Annotated in this window: 15 protein-coding genes and 1 pseudogene; 9 read left to right on the top strand and 7 right to left on the bottom strand. The window is 62.6% G+C overall.

Annotated elements, in window-relative coordinates; all coding sequences use genetic code 11:
* Nucleotides 1–43: 43 nt before the first annotated feature.
* Complete coding sequence (locus U5A58_RS18165; protein WP_321962486.1) at nucleotides 44–1,675, top strand: AMP-binding protein; 1,632 nt, start codon at nucleotides 44–46, stop codon at nucleotides 1,673–1,675.
* A 68-nt stretch (nucleotides 1,676–1,743) separates the two neighbouring features.
* On the opposite strand, the gene U5A58_RS18160 is transcribed toward U5A58_RS18165, so the two are convergent.
* Complete coding sequence (locus U5A58_RS18160; protein WP_321962485.1) at nucleotides 1,744–3,042, bottom strand: TAXI family TRAP transporter solute-binding subunit; 1,299 nt, start codon at nucleotides 3,040–3,042, stop codon at nucleotides 1,744–1,746.
* 130 nt (nucleotides 3,043–3,172) lie between these two features.
* Entirely contained in the window at nucleotides 3,173–4,096 is a 924-nt protein-coding gene (locus tag U5A58_RS18155; protein WP_321962484.1) for a LysR family transcriptional regulator, read from the bottom strand.
* Nucleotides 4,097–4,226: 130 nt separating this feature from the next.
* Between U5A58_RS18155 and U5A58_RS18150 the strand changes: the two genes are divergently transcribed.
* The 3 genes and pseudogenes from U5A58_RS18150 to U5A58_RS18140 all read left to right on the top strand — a co-directional run bounded on the left by U5A58_RS18150 (nucleotide 4,227) and on the right by U5A58_RS18140 (nucleotide 7,033).
* Entirely contained in the window at nucleotides 4,227–4,832 is a 606-nt protein-coding gene (locus U5A58_RS18150; protein WP_321962483.1) for an FMN-dependent NADH-azoreductase, read from the top strand.
* A gap of 74 nt (nucleotides 4,833–4,906) precedes the next feature.
* Nucleotides 4,907–6,037 (top strand): annotated as a pseudogene (locus U5A58_RS18145) (MFS transporter); the annotation flags it as partial.
* Nucleotides 6,038–6,109: 72 nt separating this feature from the next.
* Nucleotides 6,110–7,033, top strand: coding sequence for a LysR family transcriptional regulator (locus U5A58_RS18140; protein WP_321962482.1), 924 nt, complete (start codon nucleotides 6,110–6,112; stop codon nucleotides 7,031–7,033).
* A gap of 45 nt (nucleotides 7,034–7,078) precedes the next feature.
* Here the strand turns inward: U5A58_RS18140 and U5A58_RS18135 are convergent, their stop codons facing one another.
* The 5 genes from U5A58_RS18135 to U5A58_RS18115 all read right to left on the bottom strand — a co-directional run bounded on the left by U5A58_RS18135 (nucleotide 7,079) and on the right by U5A58_RS18115 (nucleotide 11,255).
* The gene (locus tag U5A58_RS18135; protein WP_321962481.1) at nucleotides 7,079–7,756 is read right to left on the bottom strand and encodes an NAD-dependent epimerase/dehydratase family protein; all 678 of its coding nucleotides are present in this window, start codon (nucleotides 7,754–7,756) and stop codon (nucleotides 7,079–7,081) included.
* A gap of 4 nt (nucleotides 7,757–7,760) precedes the next feature.
* Nucleotides 7,761–8,618: an SDR family NAD(P)-dependent oxidoreductase gene (locus U5A58_RS18130; RefSeq protein ID WP_321962480.1), complete on the bottom strand. Its 858-nt coding sequence runs from the start codon at nucleotides 8,616–8,618 to the stop codon at nucleotides 7,761–7,763.
* 88 nt (nucleotides 8,619–8,706) lie between these two features.
* Nucleotides 8,707–9,552 (bottom strand): SDR family NAD(P)-dependent oxidoreductase, encoded by an 846-nt coding sequence (locus tag U5A58_RS18125; protein WP_321962479.1) that lies wholly within the window; start codon nucleotides 9,550–9,552, stop codon nucleotides 8,707–8,709.
* Nucleotides 9,553–9,609: 57 nt separating this feature from the next.
* The gene (locus U5A58_RS18120; protein WP_321962478.1) at nucleotides 9,610–10,179 is read right to left on the bottom strand and encodes a TetR/AcrR family transcriptional regulator; all 570 of its coding nucleotides are present in this window, start codon (nucleotides 10,177–10,179) and stop codon (nucleotides 9,610–9,612) included.
* 122 nt (nucleotides 10,180–10,301) lie between these two features.
* Nucleotides 10,302–11,255: a LysR family transcriptional regulator gene (locus U5A58_RS18115; RefSeq protein WP_321962477.1), complete on the bottom strand. Its 954-nt coding sequence runs from the start codon at nucleotides 11,253–11,255 to the stop codon at nucleotides 10,302–10,304.
* A 163-nt stretch (nucleotides 11,256–11,418) separates the two neighbouring features.
* On the opposite strand from U5A58_RS18115, the gene U5A58_RS18110 reads away from it, so the two are divergent.
* The 5 genes from U5A58_RS18110 (at nucleotide 11,419) to U5A58_RS18090 (ending at nucleotide 16,881) form a co-directional block, all read left to right on the top strand.
* On the top strand, nucleotides 11,419–11,784 hold the full coding sequence (locus U5A58_RS18110; RefSeq protein WP_321962476.1) for a nuclear transport factor 2 family protein: 366 nt from the start codon (nucleotides 11,419–11,421) through the stop codon (nucleotides 11,782–11,784).
* A 60-nt stretch (nucleotides 11,785–11,844) separates the two neighbouring features.
* Nucleotides 11,845–12,789, top strand: coding sequence for a LysR family transcriptional regulator (locus U5A58_RS18105; RefSeq protein WP_321962475.1), 945 nt, complete (start codon nucleotides 11,845–11,847; stop codon nucleotides 12,787–12,789).
* Between the two features lie 74 nt (nucleotides 12,790–12,863).
* The gene (gene tcuA, locus U5A58_RS18100; RefSeq protein ID WP_321933739.1) at nucleotides 12,864–14,273 is read left to right on the top strand and encodes an FAD-dependent tricarballylate dehydrogenase TcuA; all 1,410 of its coding nucleotides are present in this window, start codon (nucleotides 12,864–12,866) and stop codon (nucleotides 14,271–14,273) included.
* A complete protein-coding gene (gene tcuB / locus U5A58_RS18095; RefSeq protein WP_321962474.1) occupies nucleotides 14,260–15,480 on the top strand; it encodes a tricarballylate utilization 4Fe-4S protein TcuB in 1,221 nt (406 codons plus the stop codon). Before tcuA ends, tcuB begins: the two co-directional genes overlap by 14 nt.
* Before the next feature lie 66 nt (nucleotides 15,481–15,546).
* Nucleotides 15,547–16,881 (top strand): MFS transporter, encoded by a 1,335-nt coding sequence (locus U5A58_RS18090; RefSeq protein WP_321962473.1) that lies wholly within the window; start codon nucleotides 15,547–15,549, stop codon nucleotides 16,879–16,881.
* The last annotated feature ends 3 nt before the right edge of the window (nucleotides 16,882–16,884 follow it).

Genomic DNA, 16,884 nt, shown 5'->3' with positions numbered 1-16,884 from the left:
CACTGAATCGGCGCAGATCACGGAACATGAGAAGGAGGCGAGCGTGCAACGGAAATGGCTTGAGCAGTATCCAAACGGTGTGCCTGCCGATATCGAACTTGAGGACTACGGATCGATAGCGGATTTCCTGAACAGAACGGCCGCGGCATATCCGGCCCGAACCGCACTATGTTGCGCAGACGTCGAACTCGATTTCGCCACGATGGCCGAATTGAGCGAGGCGTTCGCGGCCTACCTGCAGGTCATCGAACATCTACCGCGTGGCAGCCGCGTCGCGCTCATGATGCCCAATGTTCCGCAATATTCCCTGGCGCTATTCGGAGTGCTCAGCGCAGGCATGGTTGTGGTCAACCTGAATCCGCACTACACCGAGCGGGAAGTTCGTTTTCACCTGGAAGACAGCGGAGCGACGATCCTCATCGCGTGGGAGGGGGCGGAAGCGGTGGCCCGTGCGGCAGCAAGCGAGTTGAATTGCCGATTGATTCTGGCGACGCCAGATGAGCTTGCCAAGCTCCCGTCCCTGCGAAGCGCTCTGCCGCGAGCGCACGGAAATGCAGAGGCGGCGCAAACGACCTTCATCGCAGCGCTCGAAGCTGGACGTCATCGTTCGAGACCGCAGTCGCCGGTGTCACCCGATGCCATTGCATTTCTTCAGTACACAGGCGGGACAACGGGAAATCCGAAAGCCGCCGTCTTGACTCACCGGAACGTCATTGCGAATGTTCTGCAGTTGTCGGCGTGGCTGCGGCCCGCATTGGATGGCGCCGGAGTTTGTGTCGTGACCGTGCTGCCGATGTATCACATCATGGCGTTGACCGGTAACTGTCTGCTCTCGGCTGCGCGCGGCTGGAAGAACGTTCTCATTCCCGACCCGCGCGATCTTTCTACCCTTGTCGAGCAGTGGCGCAAGCATCGCTTTTCGTTTTTCGTAGGTGTCAACACGCTGTTCAACGCGTTGATGGATTTCGAGCCTTTTGGAAAACTCGATTTCGAAGGCCTCGCGTATACGTGTGGCGCGGGCGCAGCCGTCCAGCCGGCGGTTGCGGAAAAATGGCGCAAGTTGACCGGGTGTGCGCTCTCCGGCGGATACGGGCTGACTGAGGCGTCGCCCACCGTCTGCATGACGCCGGTTGGCGTGACCGGTCGCGAGCAAACAGTCGGGGTGCCTGTGTCGTCTACCGAAGTGAGATTGCTCGACGACGAGGGGCATGAAGTGACGGCTGGGATGCCCGGCGAAATCGTCGTGAAGGGCCCGCAGGTGATGGGTGGATACTGGAACCGCGCGGAAGAAACCCAATTGTCCTTTACGCCAGAGGGTTTCGTTCGCACCGGCGACATCGCGGTAATGGACGCGCAAGGCTATGTCACCATCGTAGACCGGAAGAAGGACTTGGTTCTCGTGTCCGGCTTCAATGTCTATCCTAACGAGATCGAGAAAGTGGTCGCCAGTCATCCCGACGTTAGCGAGTGCGCGTGTATCGGCGTGCAAGATGCGAAGACGGGTGAAGCGTTGAAGGTGTTCGTAGTCGCCCGGAACTCGCGATTGACTGCCGACGCGCTGCAAGCCTGGTGTCGCGAGAATCTAACGAGCTACAAGGTGCCGCGCCAGTTCGAGTTCAGGCAAGCACTCCCCAAGTCGACGGTGGGGAAGATTTTACGAAGGGCGCTGCGTTAGCCGTTGCGCGGGCTGAAAACGGCACGGGCGCCCGGCCGATGTGGCGCTCAGACGAACGACAGAGATCGCTATGCTTTCGCTCGCTGCGCAGCATCGGCGATTCTGTCCCGCACGACACCAATTGCCTGCTTGAGCGCGTAGACGTCCTGAAAATAGCGATACGGAATCCGTATCTGGCTCGCATTTGCATCGATGTTTTCGATCTCGTCGCGCCATTGTGCGATTTGTGAATGGGTCGGCTCGCGGCTGTTCCACACCTCGTCTTCCAGTGCCTTGATCTCGCGATACCAGACGATGAAGCGCTTTTTCATCCGCGCTTCGATTAGGCGTGGTAATGCCTGAATCAAACCAATGAGAAGCGCGGCGAACGGCACGAGGATCAACAGCCGCCGCTCAATCAGACTCGCAAGCCAGAACGGCAGATAGCGGTACAGGAACGGCTGTCCGGACTTGAAGTAGCGCGCGCTTTCGTCTGAGATTGGAAATTCTTCCGTTTTCAGATTAGGAAACGTGCCGAGCGGGGTGAAATAATCCTCGCCGCCGTGAACGGCGTGGGCCGCGTCGAGCAGCAGATAGACGAGAGCCGGATGCATCGTGTCTTTCGATACGAGCAGTGCGGTTGCCGCGAGCAGTGTCACGTCGCTGCGCGGCAGATCGTCGGCGACACTCGCCGACGCGCGCGGCAAGACGATCTTCGAAAGCGATGGGAACTTCTGTGCCAGTGCATCGGCCTGCGCGAAACTCATCAACTTCAGGTTGCTGTTCAGCAATGTCTTCTGCATGTCGGCGTCGGGTCTGCCGATGAAAAACGCCGCGTCGATCTGGCCGCTTTCGAGCCCCTGATAAGCGGCAAGCGCGTCCATTTGCAGCAGTGTGGAGTTCTGGCTCGTGATGCCGCTATAGCCGAGCAATCCCTGCGCAACGTTGAGCAGGCCACTGCCGGGCACGCCCATCGAAATCTTCTTTCCGCGCAGTTGTGACAGCCGGTCGACCGTGGCGTCGCCGCGATAGAACACCCAGATCGGTTCGTACGAGACGGCCGCGATCGTCTGCAGATTGTCGGTTTCCTTCGGGCTGGTGGTGCCCGACTGAATGAAGCCGACTTCGTAGGCGCTATTCGGGTCCCTCAACCGCTCGTAATTCTCCACCGAGCCCGAGGAACTGCGGATAACGAGCTTGATACCCGCGCGCTTCAGGATGGGCGCATAGCGATCCGCAAATCCACGATAGATGCCGCCGTCCGCGCCGCTCGTCATGACGATGGTGCGCTGAAACGCCGGTTGGACGATGATCGCCAGGAGCCAGCCAAACGCTGCTAGCAGAACGACAACGCTGATGATAAAGAGGCGTCGCCGCGCCCGGGTCATGGGCGCTTTCTGACTGCGGTGCAGTGTTGGATTGTGTCTCGGCATCGTTCTCGACCCCTTCGGGTTTTATCGCTAACAGGATCGCGGCGCACCCCGACCCGCAATGGCAAACAGACTTACGATACCAATGTTATCGGCTCGCACGGCTGGGTGAGGGCAGTGACATCGCATCGCCGAGTTTCTCCACAAGATATTCGGCGAAGACTGCTACCGCGGGCGGCAGGGGCGGGCGGCTCGTGTACACGAGTTGCAGGCCGAGTTCGCTGCTCGATCGCCGCCAGGTCGGCAGCACGCGCACCAGTTTCCCCTCTGCAATGATCGAGTCGACGATCAACTGCGGCAGTTGCGCAATACCAAGACCGGCGACACATGCCTGCGTCAGCACTCGCATGTCGTTGACCGCGAACCGGCTTTTGATCGACACGTCCTGAGTGCCGCGCGGACCCTCCAGGCGCCAGCTGTTACGACCCTGGCGATTCGATATCGTCAGGCAGTCGTGTTCGGCGAGTTCACGCAGCGTACGCGGCGCAGGGCGCCGTGCGAGATAGGCCGGACTTGCCGCGAGGATCATTTCACCGGGCGCCAGCCTGCGCACCCTGAAGCCGGTTCCCGTCTCGATGCCCATGCGCAAGGCCAGGTCGATACGCTCGGCGACCAGGTCGGACGGCGTATCGTCCAGCAGGAACTCGATGCTGATGTTCGGATAGCGCGCGTAGAACTCGGCCAGCCATTCAATGCGGAAGATTTCGAACAGGCCGGCCATAGCCGTGACGCGAACCGAGCCGGAGGGCGTTTGCTCATTTCCATGGAACCGCCCAATTTCGAGAATCTGATCGATCGCCGGCGCATAGCGTTCGAACAGCGTTTGACCTTCCGTGCTGAGTGTGAGCTTGCGCGTCGAACGATGCAGCAAACGAGTACTTAGTTGTCCTTCGAGCTGGTCGATGCGCCGGCTCAGCGTATTGGCCGGCATGCGCAGACGCCGCGCCGCCTCGGAAAAGCTGCCCGCGCGAACCACTTCCACGAACAACGCGAGGTCATTCAGGTCGAGCATGCCATTGCTCCATAAATGGACGAATGCAATCCGATTCTGCCGACTAGTGTAGAGCTTTTTTCGATCCCATACTTGGGATTCGTGTTGATTGCCCGCGTGGGCGGCACCCCAACGTCTCAAGGAAAATTTCATGAAGCTGCTACACGTAGATTCCAGCATCCTCGGTCAAGGTTCGGTCAGCCGCGAGCTGTCGGCGAATGTCGTCGCGACGTTGCACACTATTCATCCTGACTTGACTGTCACGCGCCTCGACCTGGCCGCCACGCCGATCGGCCATCTTACGGCGGCCCACCTCGCGGCCGCGCAAGGCGCGCTGGTCGATGACGCGGTGAAGTTCGACGTCGCCATGGGCCAGGCCGCGCTCGAGGCGTTCCTCGCCGCCGATATCGTGGTGATCGGCGCACCCATGTACAACCTTGGCGTGCCTTCGCAGCTGAAGGCCTGGATCGACCGGATCTCCGTTGCCGGGCAGACGTTCCGCTATGGAGACCAGGGACCGGTCGGACTGTGCGGCGGCAAGAAACTCGTCATCGCCTCGTCGCGCGGCGGCATTTACAGCGAAGGATCGCCCGCAGCTGCGTTCGATCATCAGGAAAGCTATTTAAAGGTAGCTTTCGGATTTCTCGGTATCACGGATATCACGTTCATTCGCGCGGAGGGTGTGGCGATGGGCGACGTGGCGCGCAACGGGGCGATGGATTCGGCGAGGAAGGAAACCGCTGCTCTTGCGGTGTGAACTGATGCCGGCGGCCGTTAGTTGATTGCATTTAACCGGAGCGTATGATGACCGTCATTTCCAGGGGCCGTGACATGACGCATGGAATCGACGAACGCAAACGCTGGCTTGCCCTCATGGTGCTGTGCCTCGGCGTGCTGATGATCGTGCTGGACACGACTATCGTGAACGTTGCACTGCCGTCCATCCGCGCGGATCTGAAGTTCACCGAGACCTCCCTCGTGTGGGTCGTCAATGCCTATATGCTGACCTTCGGCGGCTTTCTGCTGCTGGGCGGGCGGCTTGGCGACCTGTTCGGCCATCGGCGCCTGTTCCTGCTCGGTATCACGGTCTTCACGCTGGCTTCGGCGGCCTGTGGGCTCGCGAATTCGCAAGCGCTGCTGATCGCGGCGCGCGCGGTTCAAGGCTTGGGCGGCGCAGTGGTCTCGGCCGTGTCGCTCTCACTCATCATGAGTTTGTTCACCTCGCCGGCGGACCGCGCAAAGGCGATGGGCATTTACGGGTTCGTGGGCGGAGGCGGCGGCAGCATCGGCGTGTTGCTGGGCGGCGTCTTGACGAGCGCGCTGAACTGGCACTGGATATTCCTCGTCAACTTGCCGATTGGCGTGGGGGTGTATGCCGGCTGCGTGGCGCTGCTGCCGGCAGGCAAGCCTCTCGCGGATCGCGCCCGGCTGGATGTGGCGGGCGCGATCGCCGTGACGGCATCGCTCATGCTGGCGGTGTACGCCGTCGTGCATGGCAACGAAGCTGGCTGGACGTCCGCGCAAACCCTCGTCCAGCTGGGTATTGCCATCGCGCTCCTGCTCGCATTTCTCCTCATCGAATCGCGTGTGTCGCATCCTCTCATGCCGCTACATATGTTCGCGCTGCGCAACGTGGCCACGGCGAATGTGGTAGGCGTGCTGTGGGCGGCGGCGCTGTTCGCGTGGTTCTTCATCTCGGCGCTCTACATGCAGCGCTTGCTGGACTACAACGCCATGCAGGTAGGACTGGCCTTCCTTCCGGCCAACATCATCATGGCGGCGTTCTCACTGGGTCTTTCGGCAAGACTGGTCATGCGCTTCGGCATTCGCGCGCCGCTCACGCTCGGCTTGCTGCTGGCGGCGGCCGGCCTCGCGCTGTTCGCGCGTGCGCCGGTTGGGGGCAGCTATGCGCTGGACGTGTTGCCGGGCATGGTGCTGATGGGCCTCGGGGCAGGACGGGCCGCCCGTGCAGCATCGACGGGGCGGCCTTTGTCCGCTTCTGCCCCGGTAAGTTTTCGAGTTTAGGAAACCAAAATGTTGGATGGCGTATCGCTGGACCAGCTCCGGGCATTCATCACGGCGGTCGACGAAGGCAGCTTCTCCGGGGCGGCGAGGAAGCTTCGCCGCGCGCAATCGATGGTCAGCGAGCTGGTGTCGAATCTGGAAGGACAGATCGGCGTAGCGCTGTTCGACCGGCGAGGGCGCTACCCGGTTCTGACCGCGCAAGGGCGTGTGCTGCTGGCCGACGCGCGCAATGTTGTTTCCGGCGTGGATGGAATGAAGGCGCGTGCCAAGGGCATGGCAGCGGGGCTCGAACCTGAATTGTCCGTCGTGGTGGATGTCTTTTTCCCGTTTCAGGTTGTCGTGGAGGCCGCGAAGGCGTTTCGCGAGCACTTTCCGGGTGTACCCTTGCGACTCTACGCGGAAGCGCTCGGCGGTGCTTATCAACCCGTCATGGACGGACGTGCTGCGGTTGGCATCGTGGGTTCCTTGCCTTTTGTGCCGCGAGGACTGACGTCGGAGCGGCTCGCTGGCGTCGCATTTACGATGGTTGCGGCCAGTACGCATCCACTAGCCGCGATTCGTGGGCCGATTCCCAAGGATGAACTCGCGCGCCATACGCAGTTGGTGCTAACCGACCGGACCGATTTGTCGGCAGGCCACGAATTCGGCGTGATGTCTGGGGCGACCTGGCGCGTTGCCGATCTGTTTGCCAAGCATGCGCTTTTGGTGCACGGGCTAGGTTGGGGCGGCATGCCGGTGCATGCCATCCAGCACGACATTGCGGCAGGACGGCTCGTTGAACTTCGCGTCGAAGACGTGCCTGCCGGTGGGCTCGTTCTTCCGATGCTGGCCGTGTACCCCGTTGCGGCACCGCCTGGTCCGGCTGGAAGATGGCTGATCGAGCAACTGCGCGACTGTTCCGCGAGCGCGTCGCACGAATCGCTGGAGGCATAAGCCATCGAGCGACGCACGCAGGGACCGCGCATGCGCGCAACTGGATCACGCTCGCGAACTGGCGAGTCGATGAATATCGGCAGGCTTCAGGATAGCTTGCGGTACACCGCGGCGCACCGCGTTTAGCATCGCATCGCCAATGATTCGGGTAGTCAATACGCTACTTGGCGAGATTCGCCGAACCAGTGCGAGTAGCGGCTTGAGGGCGACGTACATCCACCGATACGCGGCCGTGCGCGACTGTATGCCGTCCTCGGGAAAGATCGCCGCCGGCCGGAAGATAGCCACCTGCCGAAACGACAGGCGCTGCAGCCCGTTTTCGGTTTGTCCGCGCACGCGGGCCCACATGCTGTTGCCTCGTTCACTACTGTCCGCGCCTGCGCCGGACACATAGACCATCGTCATCGCGGGGCTCACGCGAAGCAGTTCCTGAGCGATGTGAAGCGTGAGATCGTAGGTGATCGCCCGATAGGCCGCTTCGGACATGCCGAAGGACGATACGCCTGCGCAGAAAAAGCACGCGTCGATACTGGAAAACGCTTCGTCAGTGGCTTGAAAGTCTCCAAGATCCGGCACGGTGAAGACCTTGAGTCGCGGATCATCGTAACCCTCCAGCGCGCGCCGGCCGATCACGATGATTTCGGTGACGTCCGCCGCCGCCAGGCACGCACGTAACACGCCCTGGCCGACCATGCCGGTCGCGCCGATCAGTACGACGCGCATGATGTCACTCCGACGGCCACGCGGGCATTGCGGAATCGAAGTCGGCCGCGAGCGTCACGGCTTTCCAGGCTTGCATGGATTCGCGGCGGGCCTGCTCCTCGGCTTCCACGATCTGCCAGGCATCCGAGCCGAGCACGAGCCGCGCGGGCACCGCTTCATGCGAGGCGAGCATCACGATCAGCTTCGCAATGCGCTCGGGGTCGCCCACTTCGTGACCCACGTACGCGTCGATCAGCGCCTTGAATCCGGCCATGGAAGCCTCGTAGTCCTGAGGAAGAGTGTGCAGCGTCGTACGCGCCTCGTTGCCCCATTCGGTGCGCATGCCGCCGGGTTCCAGCGTGCAGATGCGAATGCCGAACGGCGCGACCTCCTTGCCCACGACGTCGCTGAATCCGCCAACGGCCCATTTGGCCGCCTGGTAAGCGGAGAGCCCGGGACTGCTGATGCGCCCGCCTGCCGACGAGACCTGAAAGATATGGCCGCCGCCCTGGGCGCGCATCACGGGGATGGCCGCGCGCGTGAGGTTCACCACGCCGAAGAAGTTGGTTTCGATCTGCGCGCGGAAATCATCGGCAGGCATGTATTCGAACGGCTGAATGTGTCCATAACCGGCATTGTTGACCAGAACGTTAAGGCATCCGAATCGTCGTGCCGCCTCGGACACCGCCTGCTGTGCCTGTTCTTCGTTCGTGACGTCCAGTTCGAACGTCGCGAGGCGCTCGCCATAGCGCGCCTGCAAATCGGCGAGACGCGACGTGTCGCGCGCGCTCGCCAGCACCTTGCCGCCGTCCTGCAACGCGGCTTCGAGAATGGCGCGGCCCAGACCGCGGGACGCGCCAGTAATCAACCAGACTTTTGACATGATCGTTTCAACCTTCGTCGAGCGAGCGGCATCGACAATTTGGGAATGAATGGGCGGGTGAATGCCTGCGATACGCGACTCGCAAAGCTCACTGCGGATTGAATCCTGCCTTGCCTTCGAACATCACCGAGTTGGCAAGGTCCTTTTGAGCCTGCAGCGCGGCGAGACTGCGCGTATAGCCGGCTTCGAGCACCGCGTAGGCGTCGCCGCCGAGAACAGTACGCAGCGGCGGCTGCGGCAACTGACTTACCTCGTAGATGGCGCCGGCCATTTTCACGGGATCGCCCGAGGCATACTCATCGCCGACTTCCTTGATCTGCTGGCGCAGCTTGCCGACGACACCGTCCTTGTAATCCGCAAGCGCCTCGGTCCAGCGAATATTCGCGACGAACCCCGTCTTGATGGAGCCCGGTTCGATGATGAGGGTCTTGATGCCAAACTCGGCCACTTCCTGGCTCACCGCTTCGGCAAAGCCTTCGAGACCGTATTTCGCGGCGTGATACATCGAGCCGCTCGGAAAGGCCGCACGTCCCCCGACGCTGGTGACATGGATGAACGTACCGTGCTTTCTCGCGCGCATCGCGGGAAGAAAGGCGCGCGTGACGTGGATGGGCGCAAGCAGATTCAGCGCGATCTGCTGCTCGATGTCGGCTTCGCTCAACTCCTCCATCGCGCCGATGACCGCGCCGCCCGCATTGTTGACGACGACATCGGCATCCGGGTGGCGTGCCGCCACAGCCTGTACCTGCTCGGGCCGGGTCACGTCGACCGACTCCACTTCGAGCTGACCGGGCCAGGACTGCTTGAGCGCGTCCAATGCTGCCACGCGCCGCACGGCTGCAACCACGCGATGCCCTTCGGCCAGCACCTTTTCGGCGAGGGCAAGTCCGAGACCGCCGGATGCGCCGGTAATGAACCACTTTTGACTGGACATGTTGATTTCTCCTTTTTCGCATTGAGTGCGTACGCACTCAATTATTAAAGAAAATTTTTACGGCGTGATGGCTCGCCAGGCGGCATGGAAACCCAGCTGGCGGTGACGCTCGGCATCGTCGGGTTGGCGCTCGACAAATTCGATCGTCGTATCGGCAATGCGCTCGATGATGGAGTAGAGAAACGCGATCGGTGCGTCCAGCAGTACGCCGCGCTGCACCGCTTCCTCCATCATTTGCGAAACGGCCATGAACGGCTCCATGCCTTGTGTCCGCGTCTGATCCCACAACTGACCTGAAGCCGAAAGCCTGGCGATAGCGAGCCGCCCGGCCGTGTTCGCCACGCCCCAGCGCACATAGTGCTGGAAGACATGTTCCAGCCGATGCCGGAAGTCCCCCTCGGAAGGATAGCCAGGCATGATGGTTTCAGCCAGTTCGTGCTTGAGGTGCAGATACAGTTCCTGGAACAGCACGTCCTTGTTCTCGAAATACGTGAACAGCGTTCCTTCGGCAACACCCGCGCGCCGGGCGATACTCGCCGTGCTGGCCAGCACGCCCTGTTCGGCCACGGCTTGTGTTGCCGCAACCAGCAGGGCATTGCGCTTTTCAGGGCTCAAAGGACGTGCCATCGTATTTCGGTTCAATGTAGAGTGAGTACGCACTCAATTATAGACTCGGTTCGAGGCGAGTGCAATCACGCGAAAATCGCGCCAGAGCGCATTGCCGCTCGCCGATAAAGCAAATCACGCAATCACCGGCTGCGCTCGCCCGGCGGCTTCCAACCCATCAGCGTCTCGGCACTCCATTGCGCCGCTGTGAGCCTCGCGATGAAGAAGTCGGCCAATGCGCCTACCTTGGCTGGCCGTGTGCGGGCAGTGGGCGTGACGAAATACAGGCCGCCTTCGGGCAAGCGCCAGTCGGTCAAGATCGGTTCGAGTTGTTTGTCCGCGAAATACTGCGTCGCCACGAACTCGGGAAGCTCGGCGACGGCGAGTCCGGCGAGGAGCGTGGGCAGCAACGCTTCCACGGTCGTGGCTCGCAGCGCGCCGCTTGGCGTGAGCATGCATTCCTCGCCATTTTCGTGCGTAAAACGCCAAACGTCCCGCCGGCTCCTGTTGGCATAGGTCAGGCATTGGTGCGCGCCGAGGTCATGCGGATGCTGCGGCCGGCCATTGCGCGACAAATACATGGGCGATGCCACGATAAACCGGCGCACGGGCGCGATGAGACGCGCCGCGAGCGAGGAATCTTCGAGGATGGCGATACGCAGGGCGGCGTCAAACCCCTCGCCAATCAGATCGGCTTGGGCATCCGTGAGATGAAGCTCCACAGATATGTCGGGATAGGCCCGGAAGAACTCGGGCAGAAGTGGCGCCACCCAGCGCGCGCCGAAGGAAAGCGGTGCCGCGAGCTTGACCAGGCCGCGCGGCCGGCTCGACGTCTCACGCGCGAAATCCTCAGCCTCTTCGGCGTCGGCGTAGATTTTCGACGCGCGCTCGGCGAGCGTATGCCCATAGTCCGTGAGCGCGAGCCGCCTGGACGTGCGGTTGAACAGCCTGCCGCCTAGCCGCTCCTCGAGCCGGGTCACGGCGCGGGAGACTGTGGCGACGGATACGCCCATGGCCGCCGCGGCAGCCGCGAACGAACCTTCCTCGGCAACCTTCGCAAACATCGCGAATCCTTCGAAGTCCGGTAGCTTTGACATCGCCAATTTTGCAACGATGGTTTTCGGTCATTTCTATTTCGAAAAATAGCATGCGGCCTTAAATTTGTCTCGTCACAACGCCGGTACGGAGATTGTCGTCGGCGGTGGGAAGGCCCGGATTTAATCAGTAGTGCGATTGACTGAACCGATAAGGAGAAATGCCATGAACGAACGGATCAACGAATTGCTCTATCGCAACCTGCAAGAGGTTTTCGGCGAAGGCGATGCAAAGCGTCGCCGCGCGGCGATCGAGGAACTCTATACAGAGGACTGTGTGCTCTACGCGCCGCCCGGCGTATTCGCCGGCCACGATGCGCTCGACACCTTCGCCGGGGCCCTGCGCGCGACGCACCCGCATTTCGCCTACGTGCCGCTCGGTGAGCCACAGGCGCTGCACAACGCGGGCCGTCTGTCGTGGGGATCGGGCCCGCGGGGCGAGGCGCCCGACTATACGGGCGTGGATGTGATCATCGTTCGCGACGAGAAAATCGCCGCGCTCTATGTCTTCCTCGATTCGATGCCGTCGTAGCGGGAAGCCGATTCCATTCTGCGACAATAGCCCGCAATTTCCGCTCTTGCCGATCATGAAATGGAACTCAGACAACTGCGCTATTTTCTCAGTGTCGTCGAACACGGGAGCATGGGCAAAGCCGCGCTGGAACTCGGTGTCGTGACATCGGCGCTGAGTCAGCAGATTAGCCGCCTGGAGGGCGAGCTTTCCACACGTTTGCTGCAGCGCACGTCCAGCGGCGTCGTTCCAACCGATGCCGGCCTCGCGTTCTGGCGTCAGGCGCAACTCGCGCTGCGGCATATCGACGATGCCGCGCTCGCCGCACGCGAAGCGCGTTTATCCGGGCACGTGAGCGTCGGCATGGCGCCGAGCACGGCGAGCGTGCTTGGCGTTGCCTTCATGCAGGCCATGCGCGAGCGCTATCCCCATGTGCGTCTGCGCATGGTCGAAAGCCTTTCCGGTTATCTCGCCACCATGTTGAGCGCGCGGCAAATCGATCTTGCCGTGCTGTTTCGCGAGGTCCCGGCGCAACGCTGGAGCGTGGCGTCGCTGCTCGAGGAGCGGCTATTCGTTATCGGCGCGAGCGATCTCGATGGCATGCCCAGCGGCGCTTCGGTACGTCTTGCGCAGATCGGCAGGCTGCCGCTGATTCTTCCGAGCGGCACGCACGGGCTGCGTTCGCTGCTGAGCGCCGCGTTCAAACGCGCCAAATACGAACCCAATGTCATTGCCGAAGTGGACGGCCTGGCGCTGCTGATGGATTACGTCCGCGCCGGATTCGGCGCGACCATTCAGCCCGGCGCAGCGCTCGCGCGCCCGGAGAACGCGACGTTGGCGAGCGTGCGCGTGGCCGATAGCTTTGCAACACGCCCCAACATGATCGCGAGTGTTTCCGACGACGAACTGTCGCCTGCGGGGCTGGCGGCGCGTGTCGTGCTCGCCGATGTGGCCCGCCAACTGGTGCACGAAGGGCGCTGGCCCGGCGCGCGCCTGCGCCCTGATGGCGGTCTTCACGAAAACTGAAGACCCATTAACGGCTCGCTGATGGCGAGGCGAGCGCGCGGTCATTAGAGTGTGCCCGAAAGGAGGCACACAGGATGGTCGATGTACTTGTGATCGGAGGAGGCAATGCCGCGCTATGCGCGGCGTTGATGGCGCGTGAGGCCGGCGCGTCGGTCCTGCTGCTCGAATCGGCGCCGCGCGAGTGGCGCGGCGGCAATTCACAGCACACGCGCAATCTGCGCTGCATGCACGACGCGCCGCAGGACGTGCTCGTCGACGCGTATCCCGAAGAGGAATTCTGGCAAGACCTGCTGAAGGTCACGGGCGGGATCACCAACGAGCATCTCGCGCGTTTGACGATCCGGGCCTCATCCACGTGCCGTCCGTGGATGCAAAAACACGGCGTGCGCTTCCAGCCGCCGCTTTCCGGCGCGCTGCATGTGGCGCGCACCAACGCGTTCTTCATGGGCGGCGGCAAGGCGCTCGTCAACGCGTACTACCGCAGTGCGCAAGCGCTTGGCGTGGAGGTTCGCTACGACACGCCGGTGGACTCGCTGGAACTGGAAGACGGCCGCTTCGTTGCAGCGAAGAGCGGCAGCCAGCGCTTCGAGGCGCGCGCCTGCGTGCTGGCGGCGGGCGGCTTCGAATCGAACCGCGAATGGCTGCGCGAAGCGTGGGGGCAAAACGAGCGCGGCGAATGGCCCGCCGACAACTTCCGCATTCGCGGCACGCGCTTCAACATGGGCGTGCTCATCCGGCACATGATCGACGCGGGCGCGGACATGATCGGCGACCCGTCGCAGTCGCATTGCGTCGCCATCGACGCGCGCGCGCCGCTCTACGACGGCGGCATCTGCACGCGCATCGACTGCGTGTCGCTCGGCGTGGTCGTGAATCGCGACGCCGAGCGTTTCTACGACGAAGGCGAGGACTTCTGGCCAAAGCGCTACGCGATCTGGGGGCGGCTCGTCGCGCAGCAGCCGGGTCAGATTGGCTATTCGATCATCGATTCGAAAGCCATCGGCCGTTTCATGCCGCCTGTGTTTCCCGGCGAAAGAGCCGACACGCTGCCCGAACTCGCGCGCAAGCTGAACCTGCCTGAAGCGCGGTTCATGGAAACGCTCACACGTTACAACGAGGCGTGCCGTGTCGGCACCTTCGATCACACCGCGCTCGACGATTGCCATACCGACGGCATTGCGCCGCCCAAGACGCACTGGGCGCGCCCCATCGATACACCGCCGTACTACGGCTATGCACTGCGGCCCGGCATCACATTCACGTACCTCGGCCTGAAAACCAACGACCGCGCCCAGGTCCATTTCGGCGGCGAGGCGAGCGAGAACCTGTTCGTCGCGGGCGAGATGATGGCGGGCAACGTGCTCGGCAAGGGCTATACGGCGGGTGTCGGCATGTCCATCGGCACCGCATTTGGACGTATTGCAGGCACGCAGGCTGCGCGCGCCGCACTTCAGACGACGGAGACTCACCATGCAGCGCACTGACGCCCTCGCGGCCGAACACACGCGCACGGCGTCAGCCGATGCAAAGATGCCAGCTCGCGGGACGCAAGGCGGTGGCGCGCGGGTGATCCCCATCGTGCCGATGAGCGACAGCGAAAGCGAAGTGGCGCGGCAGATGCAGATCTGCAACGCCTGCCGCTATTGCGAAGGTTTTTGTGCCGTGTTTCCGGCCATGACGCGTCGCCTCGAATTCGGCAAGGCGGACGTGAACTACCTCGCGAACCTGTGTCACAACTGCGGCGCGTGCTATCACGCCTGCCAGTACGCGCCGCCGCACGAATTCGCCGTGAACGTGCCGAAGGCGATGGCGCAGGTCCGCCTGGAAACCTACACGGAATACGCGTTTCCGGCTGCATTTGGCGCGTTGTACAAGCGCAATGGCCTCACGCTTTCAGTCGCGCTCGCAGCGGGGCTCGCGCTCTTCTTGCTGCTCGGCACGGCGATGCATGGCGGACTCTCGGGCGACACCGCCGCAGTGAGCTTTTACGCGATCTTCCCGCACAACCTGCTTGCTGCGATGTTCGGCGCGGTGTTCCTGTTCGCCGTGCTGGCGCTCGGCGTGGGCGTGACGCGCTTCTGGCGTGACGTATCGGCAGGAACGGCGAACGCGAGCGCGCCTGCACTCGCCGAAGCCGCGAAAAACGCGCTGACGCTCAAGTACCTCGACGGCGGCCACGGCGACGGCTGCAACGAATCGAACGACGCCTTCACGCTTGCGAGAAGGCGCTTCCACCATCTGACGTTTTACGGCTTCATGTTGTGCTTTGCCGCGACGGCGGTCGCGACGGCTTATCACTACGTGCTCGGGCTGGAAGCGCCGTATCCTTTCTTCAGCGTGCCGGTGCTGCTGGGCACGCTGGGCGGCATCGGTCTGATCATTGGGCCGGCGGGGCTGCTGTGGCTGAACCTCAAACGGCATGCGCAGCAGGGCGATACGCGCCAGCGCCCGATGGACCGCGGTTTCATCGCGCTCCTGCTGCTCACGAGCGCGTCGGGCCTCGCGCTCATGGTTTTGCGGGCGACTTCCGCCATGCCGTCGCTGCTCGCGATTCACCTGGGCATCGTGATGGCGCTGTTCGCGACGCTGCCTTACGGGAAGTTTGCACACGGCATCTTCCGCTCGGCGGCGTTGCTCAAATCGTCGATAGAAAAGCGACAGCGCAATACGCTAAGTCTCGGTTCAGACTAGAAGCGGGCAAAAACGGGGGAGCGTCATGCTCCCCCGCACGACATCAACAACCACAGGAGACGTCCCATGAACCCCACAGAGCCGAGCGCCATTTCGGGCGTGCACGGCGCCTCGCAAGCCTCGCGTGCCTCGCGGGCAGCGGCCGTGCTGCGCGTCACGAGCGGCAACTTCCTCGAACAGTTCGACTTCTTTCTGTTCGGCTTTTACGCCACCTCGATCTCGAAGATCTTCTTCCCTTCGTCGAGCGAATATGCGTCGTTGATGCTGACCTTCGCCGTATTCGGCGCGGGCTTCCTCATGCGTCCGCTCGGCGCGATTTTGCTCGGCGCCTATATCGACAAGGTAGGGCGGCGCATGGGCCTGATCGTCACGCTGTCCATCATGGCAAGCGGCACGATCCTGATTGCCTGCGTACCCGGTTACGCGAGCATCGGGCTGCTTGCGCCCGCGCTCGTGCTGCTCGGCCGGCTGTTGCAGGGCTTTTCGGCGGGCGCGGAACTCGGCGGGGTTTCGGTGTATCTCGCGGAAATGGCGACGCCCGGAAACAAGGGCTTCTACACGAGCTGGCAATCGGCGAGCCAGCAGGTCGCGATCGTCATGGCCGCCGCGCTCGGCTACGCGTTGAATCAGTGGCTTTCCGCGCAGCAGATCGGTGCGTGGGGCTGGCGCATTCCGTTTTTCATCGGCTGCGCGATCGTGCCGTTTCTCTTCATTCTGCGCCGCTCGCTGCAGGAGACCGCTGCGTTCGAAGCTCGCCCGCATCACCCGAGCGCGCGCGAAATCTTCGCGATGCTGCTGGTCAACTGGCGCACCGTGATTGCCGGCATGTTGCTCACGGCGATGACGACCACCACGTTCTATCTCATCACCGTCTATACGCCGACCTTCGGCAAAGCCGTACTCAAGCTCTCCACGGCCGATACGCTCATCGTGACGCTCTTCGTGGGCATTTCGAACTTCGCGTGGCTTCCGATTGGCGGGGCGCTTTCGGATCGCATAGGCCGCAAGCCGATTCTGCTCACCATCTCCACGCTGGCAATACTCACGGCGTATCCGGCGCTTTCGTGGCTTGCCGTTGCGCCGAGTTTTGGCCGCATGCTGATCGTGCTGCTGTGGTTCTCGTTCTTCTTCGGCATGTACAACGGCGCGATGGTCGCCGCGCTCACCGAAGTCATGCCGGCCCAGGTGCGCGTCGCAGGCTTCTCGCTGGCGTTCAGTCTGGCGACGGCACTGTTCGGCGGCTTCACGCCGGCGGTGTCGACGTACCTGATTGAGATCACGCGCGACAAAGCTGCGCCCGGCTACTGGCTCAGCTTTGCCGCGCTGTGCGGGTTCGCGGCGACGCTCTGGTTGTATCGGCGGCGTGCGGGCCGTGTCGAGTCGGCGCCTTCGCTGGTTTGACGA

Source organism: Paraburkholderia sp. J7, from assembly GCF_905220155.1.
Lineage (GTDB): Bacteria > Pseudomonadota > Gammaproteobacteria > Burkholderiales > Burkholderiaceae > Paraburkholderia.
Note: the sequence above shows the minus strand (reverse complement) of the source record. Positions and strands in the feature narration are given on the sequence as shown.

Bases quoted from the DNA above. Each gene is read 5' to 3' on its own strand.
- U5A58_RS18160 (WP_321962485.1), bottom strand. From the start codon at position 3,042: ATGACCCGGGCGCGGCGACGCCTCTTTATCATCAGCGTTGTCGTTCTG.
- U5A58_RS18155 (WP_321962484.1), bottom strand. From the start codon at position 4,096: ATGCTCGACCTGAATGACCTCGCGTTGTTCGTGGAAGTGGTTCGCGCG.
- U5A58_RS18150 (WP_321962483.1), top strand. From the start codon at position 4,227: ATGAAGCTGCTACACGTAGATTCCAGCATCCTCGGTCAAGGTTCGGTC.
- U5A58_RS18140 (WP_321962482.1), top strand. From the start codon at position 6,110: ATGTTGGATGGCGTATCGCTGGACCAGCTCCGGGCATTCATCACGGCG.
- U5A58_RS18135 (WP_321962481.1), bottom strand. From the start codon at position 7,756: ATGCGCGTCGTACTGATCGGCGCGACCGGCATGGTCGGCCAGGGCGTG.
- U5A58_RS18130 (WP_321962480.1), bottom strand. From the start codon at position 8,618: ATGTCAAAAGTCTGGTTGATTACTGGCGCGTCCCGCGGTCTGGGCCGC.
- U5A58_RS18125 (WP_321962479.1), bottom strand. From the start codon at position 9,552: ATGTCCAGTCAAAAGTGGTTCATTACCGGCGCATCCGGCGGTCTCGGA.
- U5A58_RS18120 (WP_321962478.1), bottom strand. From the start codon at position 10,179: ATGGCACGTCCTTTGAGCCCTGAAAAGCGCAATGCCCTGCTGGTTGCG.
- U5A58_RS18115 (WP_321962477.1), bottom strand. From the start codon at position 11,255: ATGTCAAAGCTACCGGACTTCGAAGGATTCGCGATGTTTGCGAAGGTT.
- U5A58_RS18110 (WP_321962476.1), top strand. From the start codon at position 11,419: ATGAACGAACGGATCAACGAATTGCTCTATCGCAACCTGCAAGAGGTT.
- U5A58_RS18105 (WP_321962475.1), top strand. From the start codon at position 11,845: ATGGAACTCAGACAACTGCGCTATTTTCTCAGTGTCGTCGAACACGGG.
- tcuA (WP_321933739.1), top strand. From the start codon at position 12,864: ATGGTCGATGTACTTGTGATCGGAGGAGGCAATGCCGCGCTATGCGCG.
- tcuB (WP_321962474.1), top strand. From the start codon at position 14,260: ATGCAGCGCACTGACGCCCTCGCGGCCGAACACACGCGCACGGCGTCA.
- U5A58_RS18090 (WP_321962473.1), top strand. From the start codon at position 15,547: ATGAACCCCACAGAGCCGAGCGCCATTTCGGGCGTGCACGGCGCCTCG.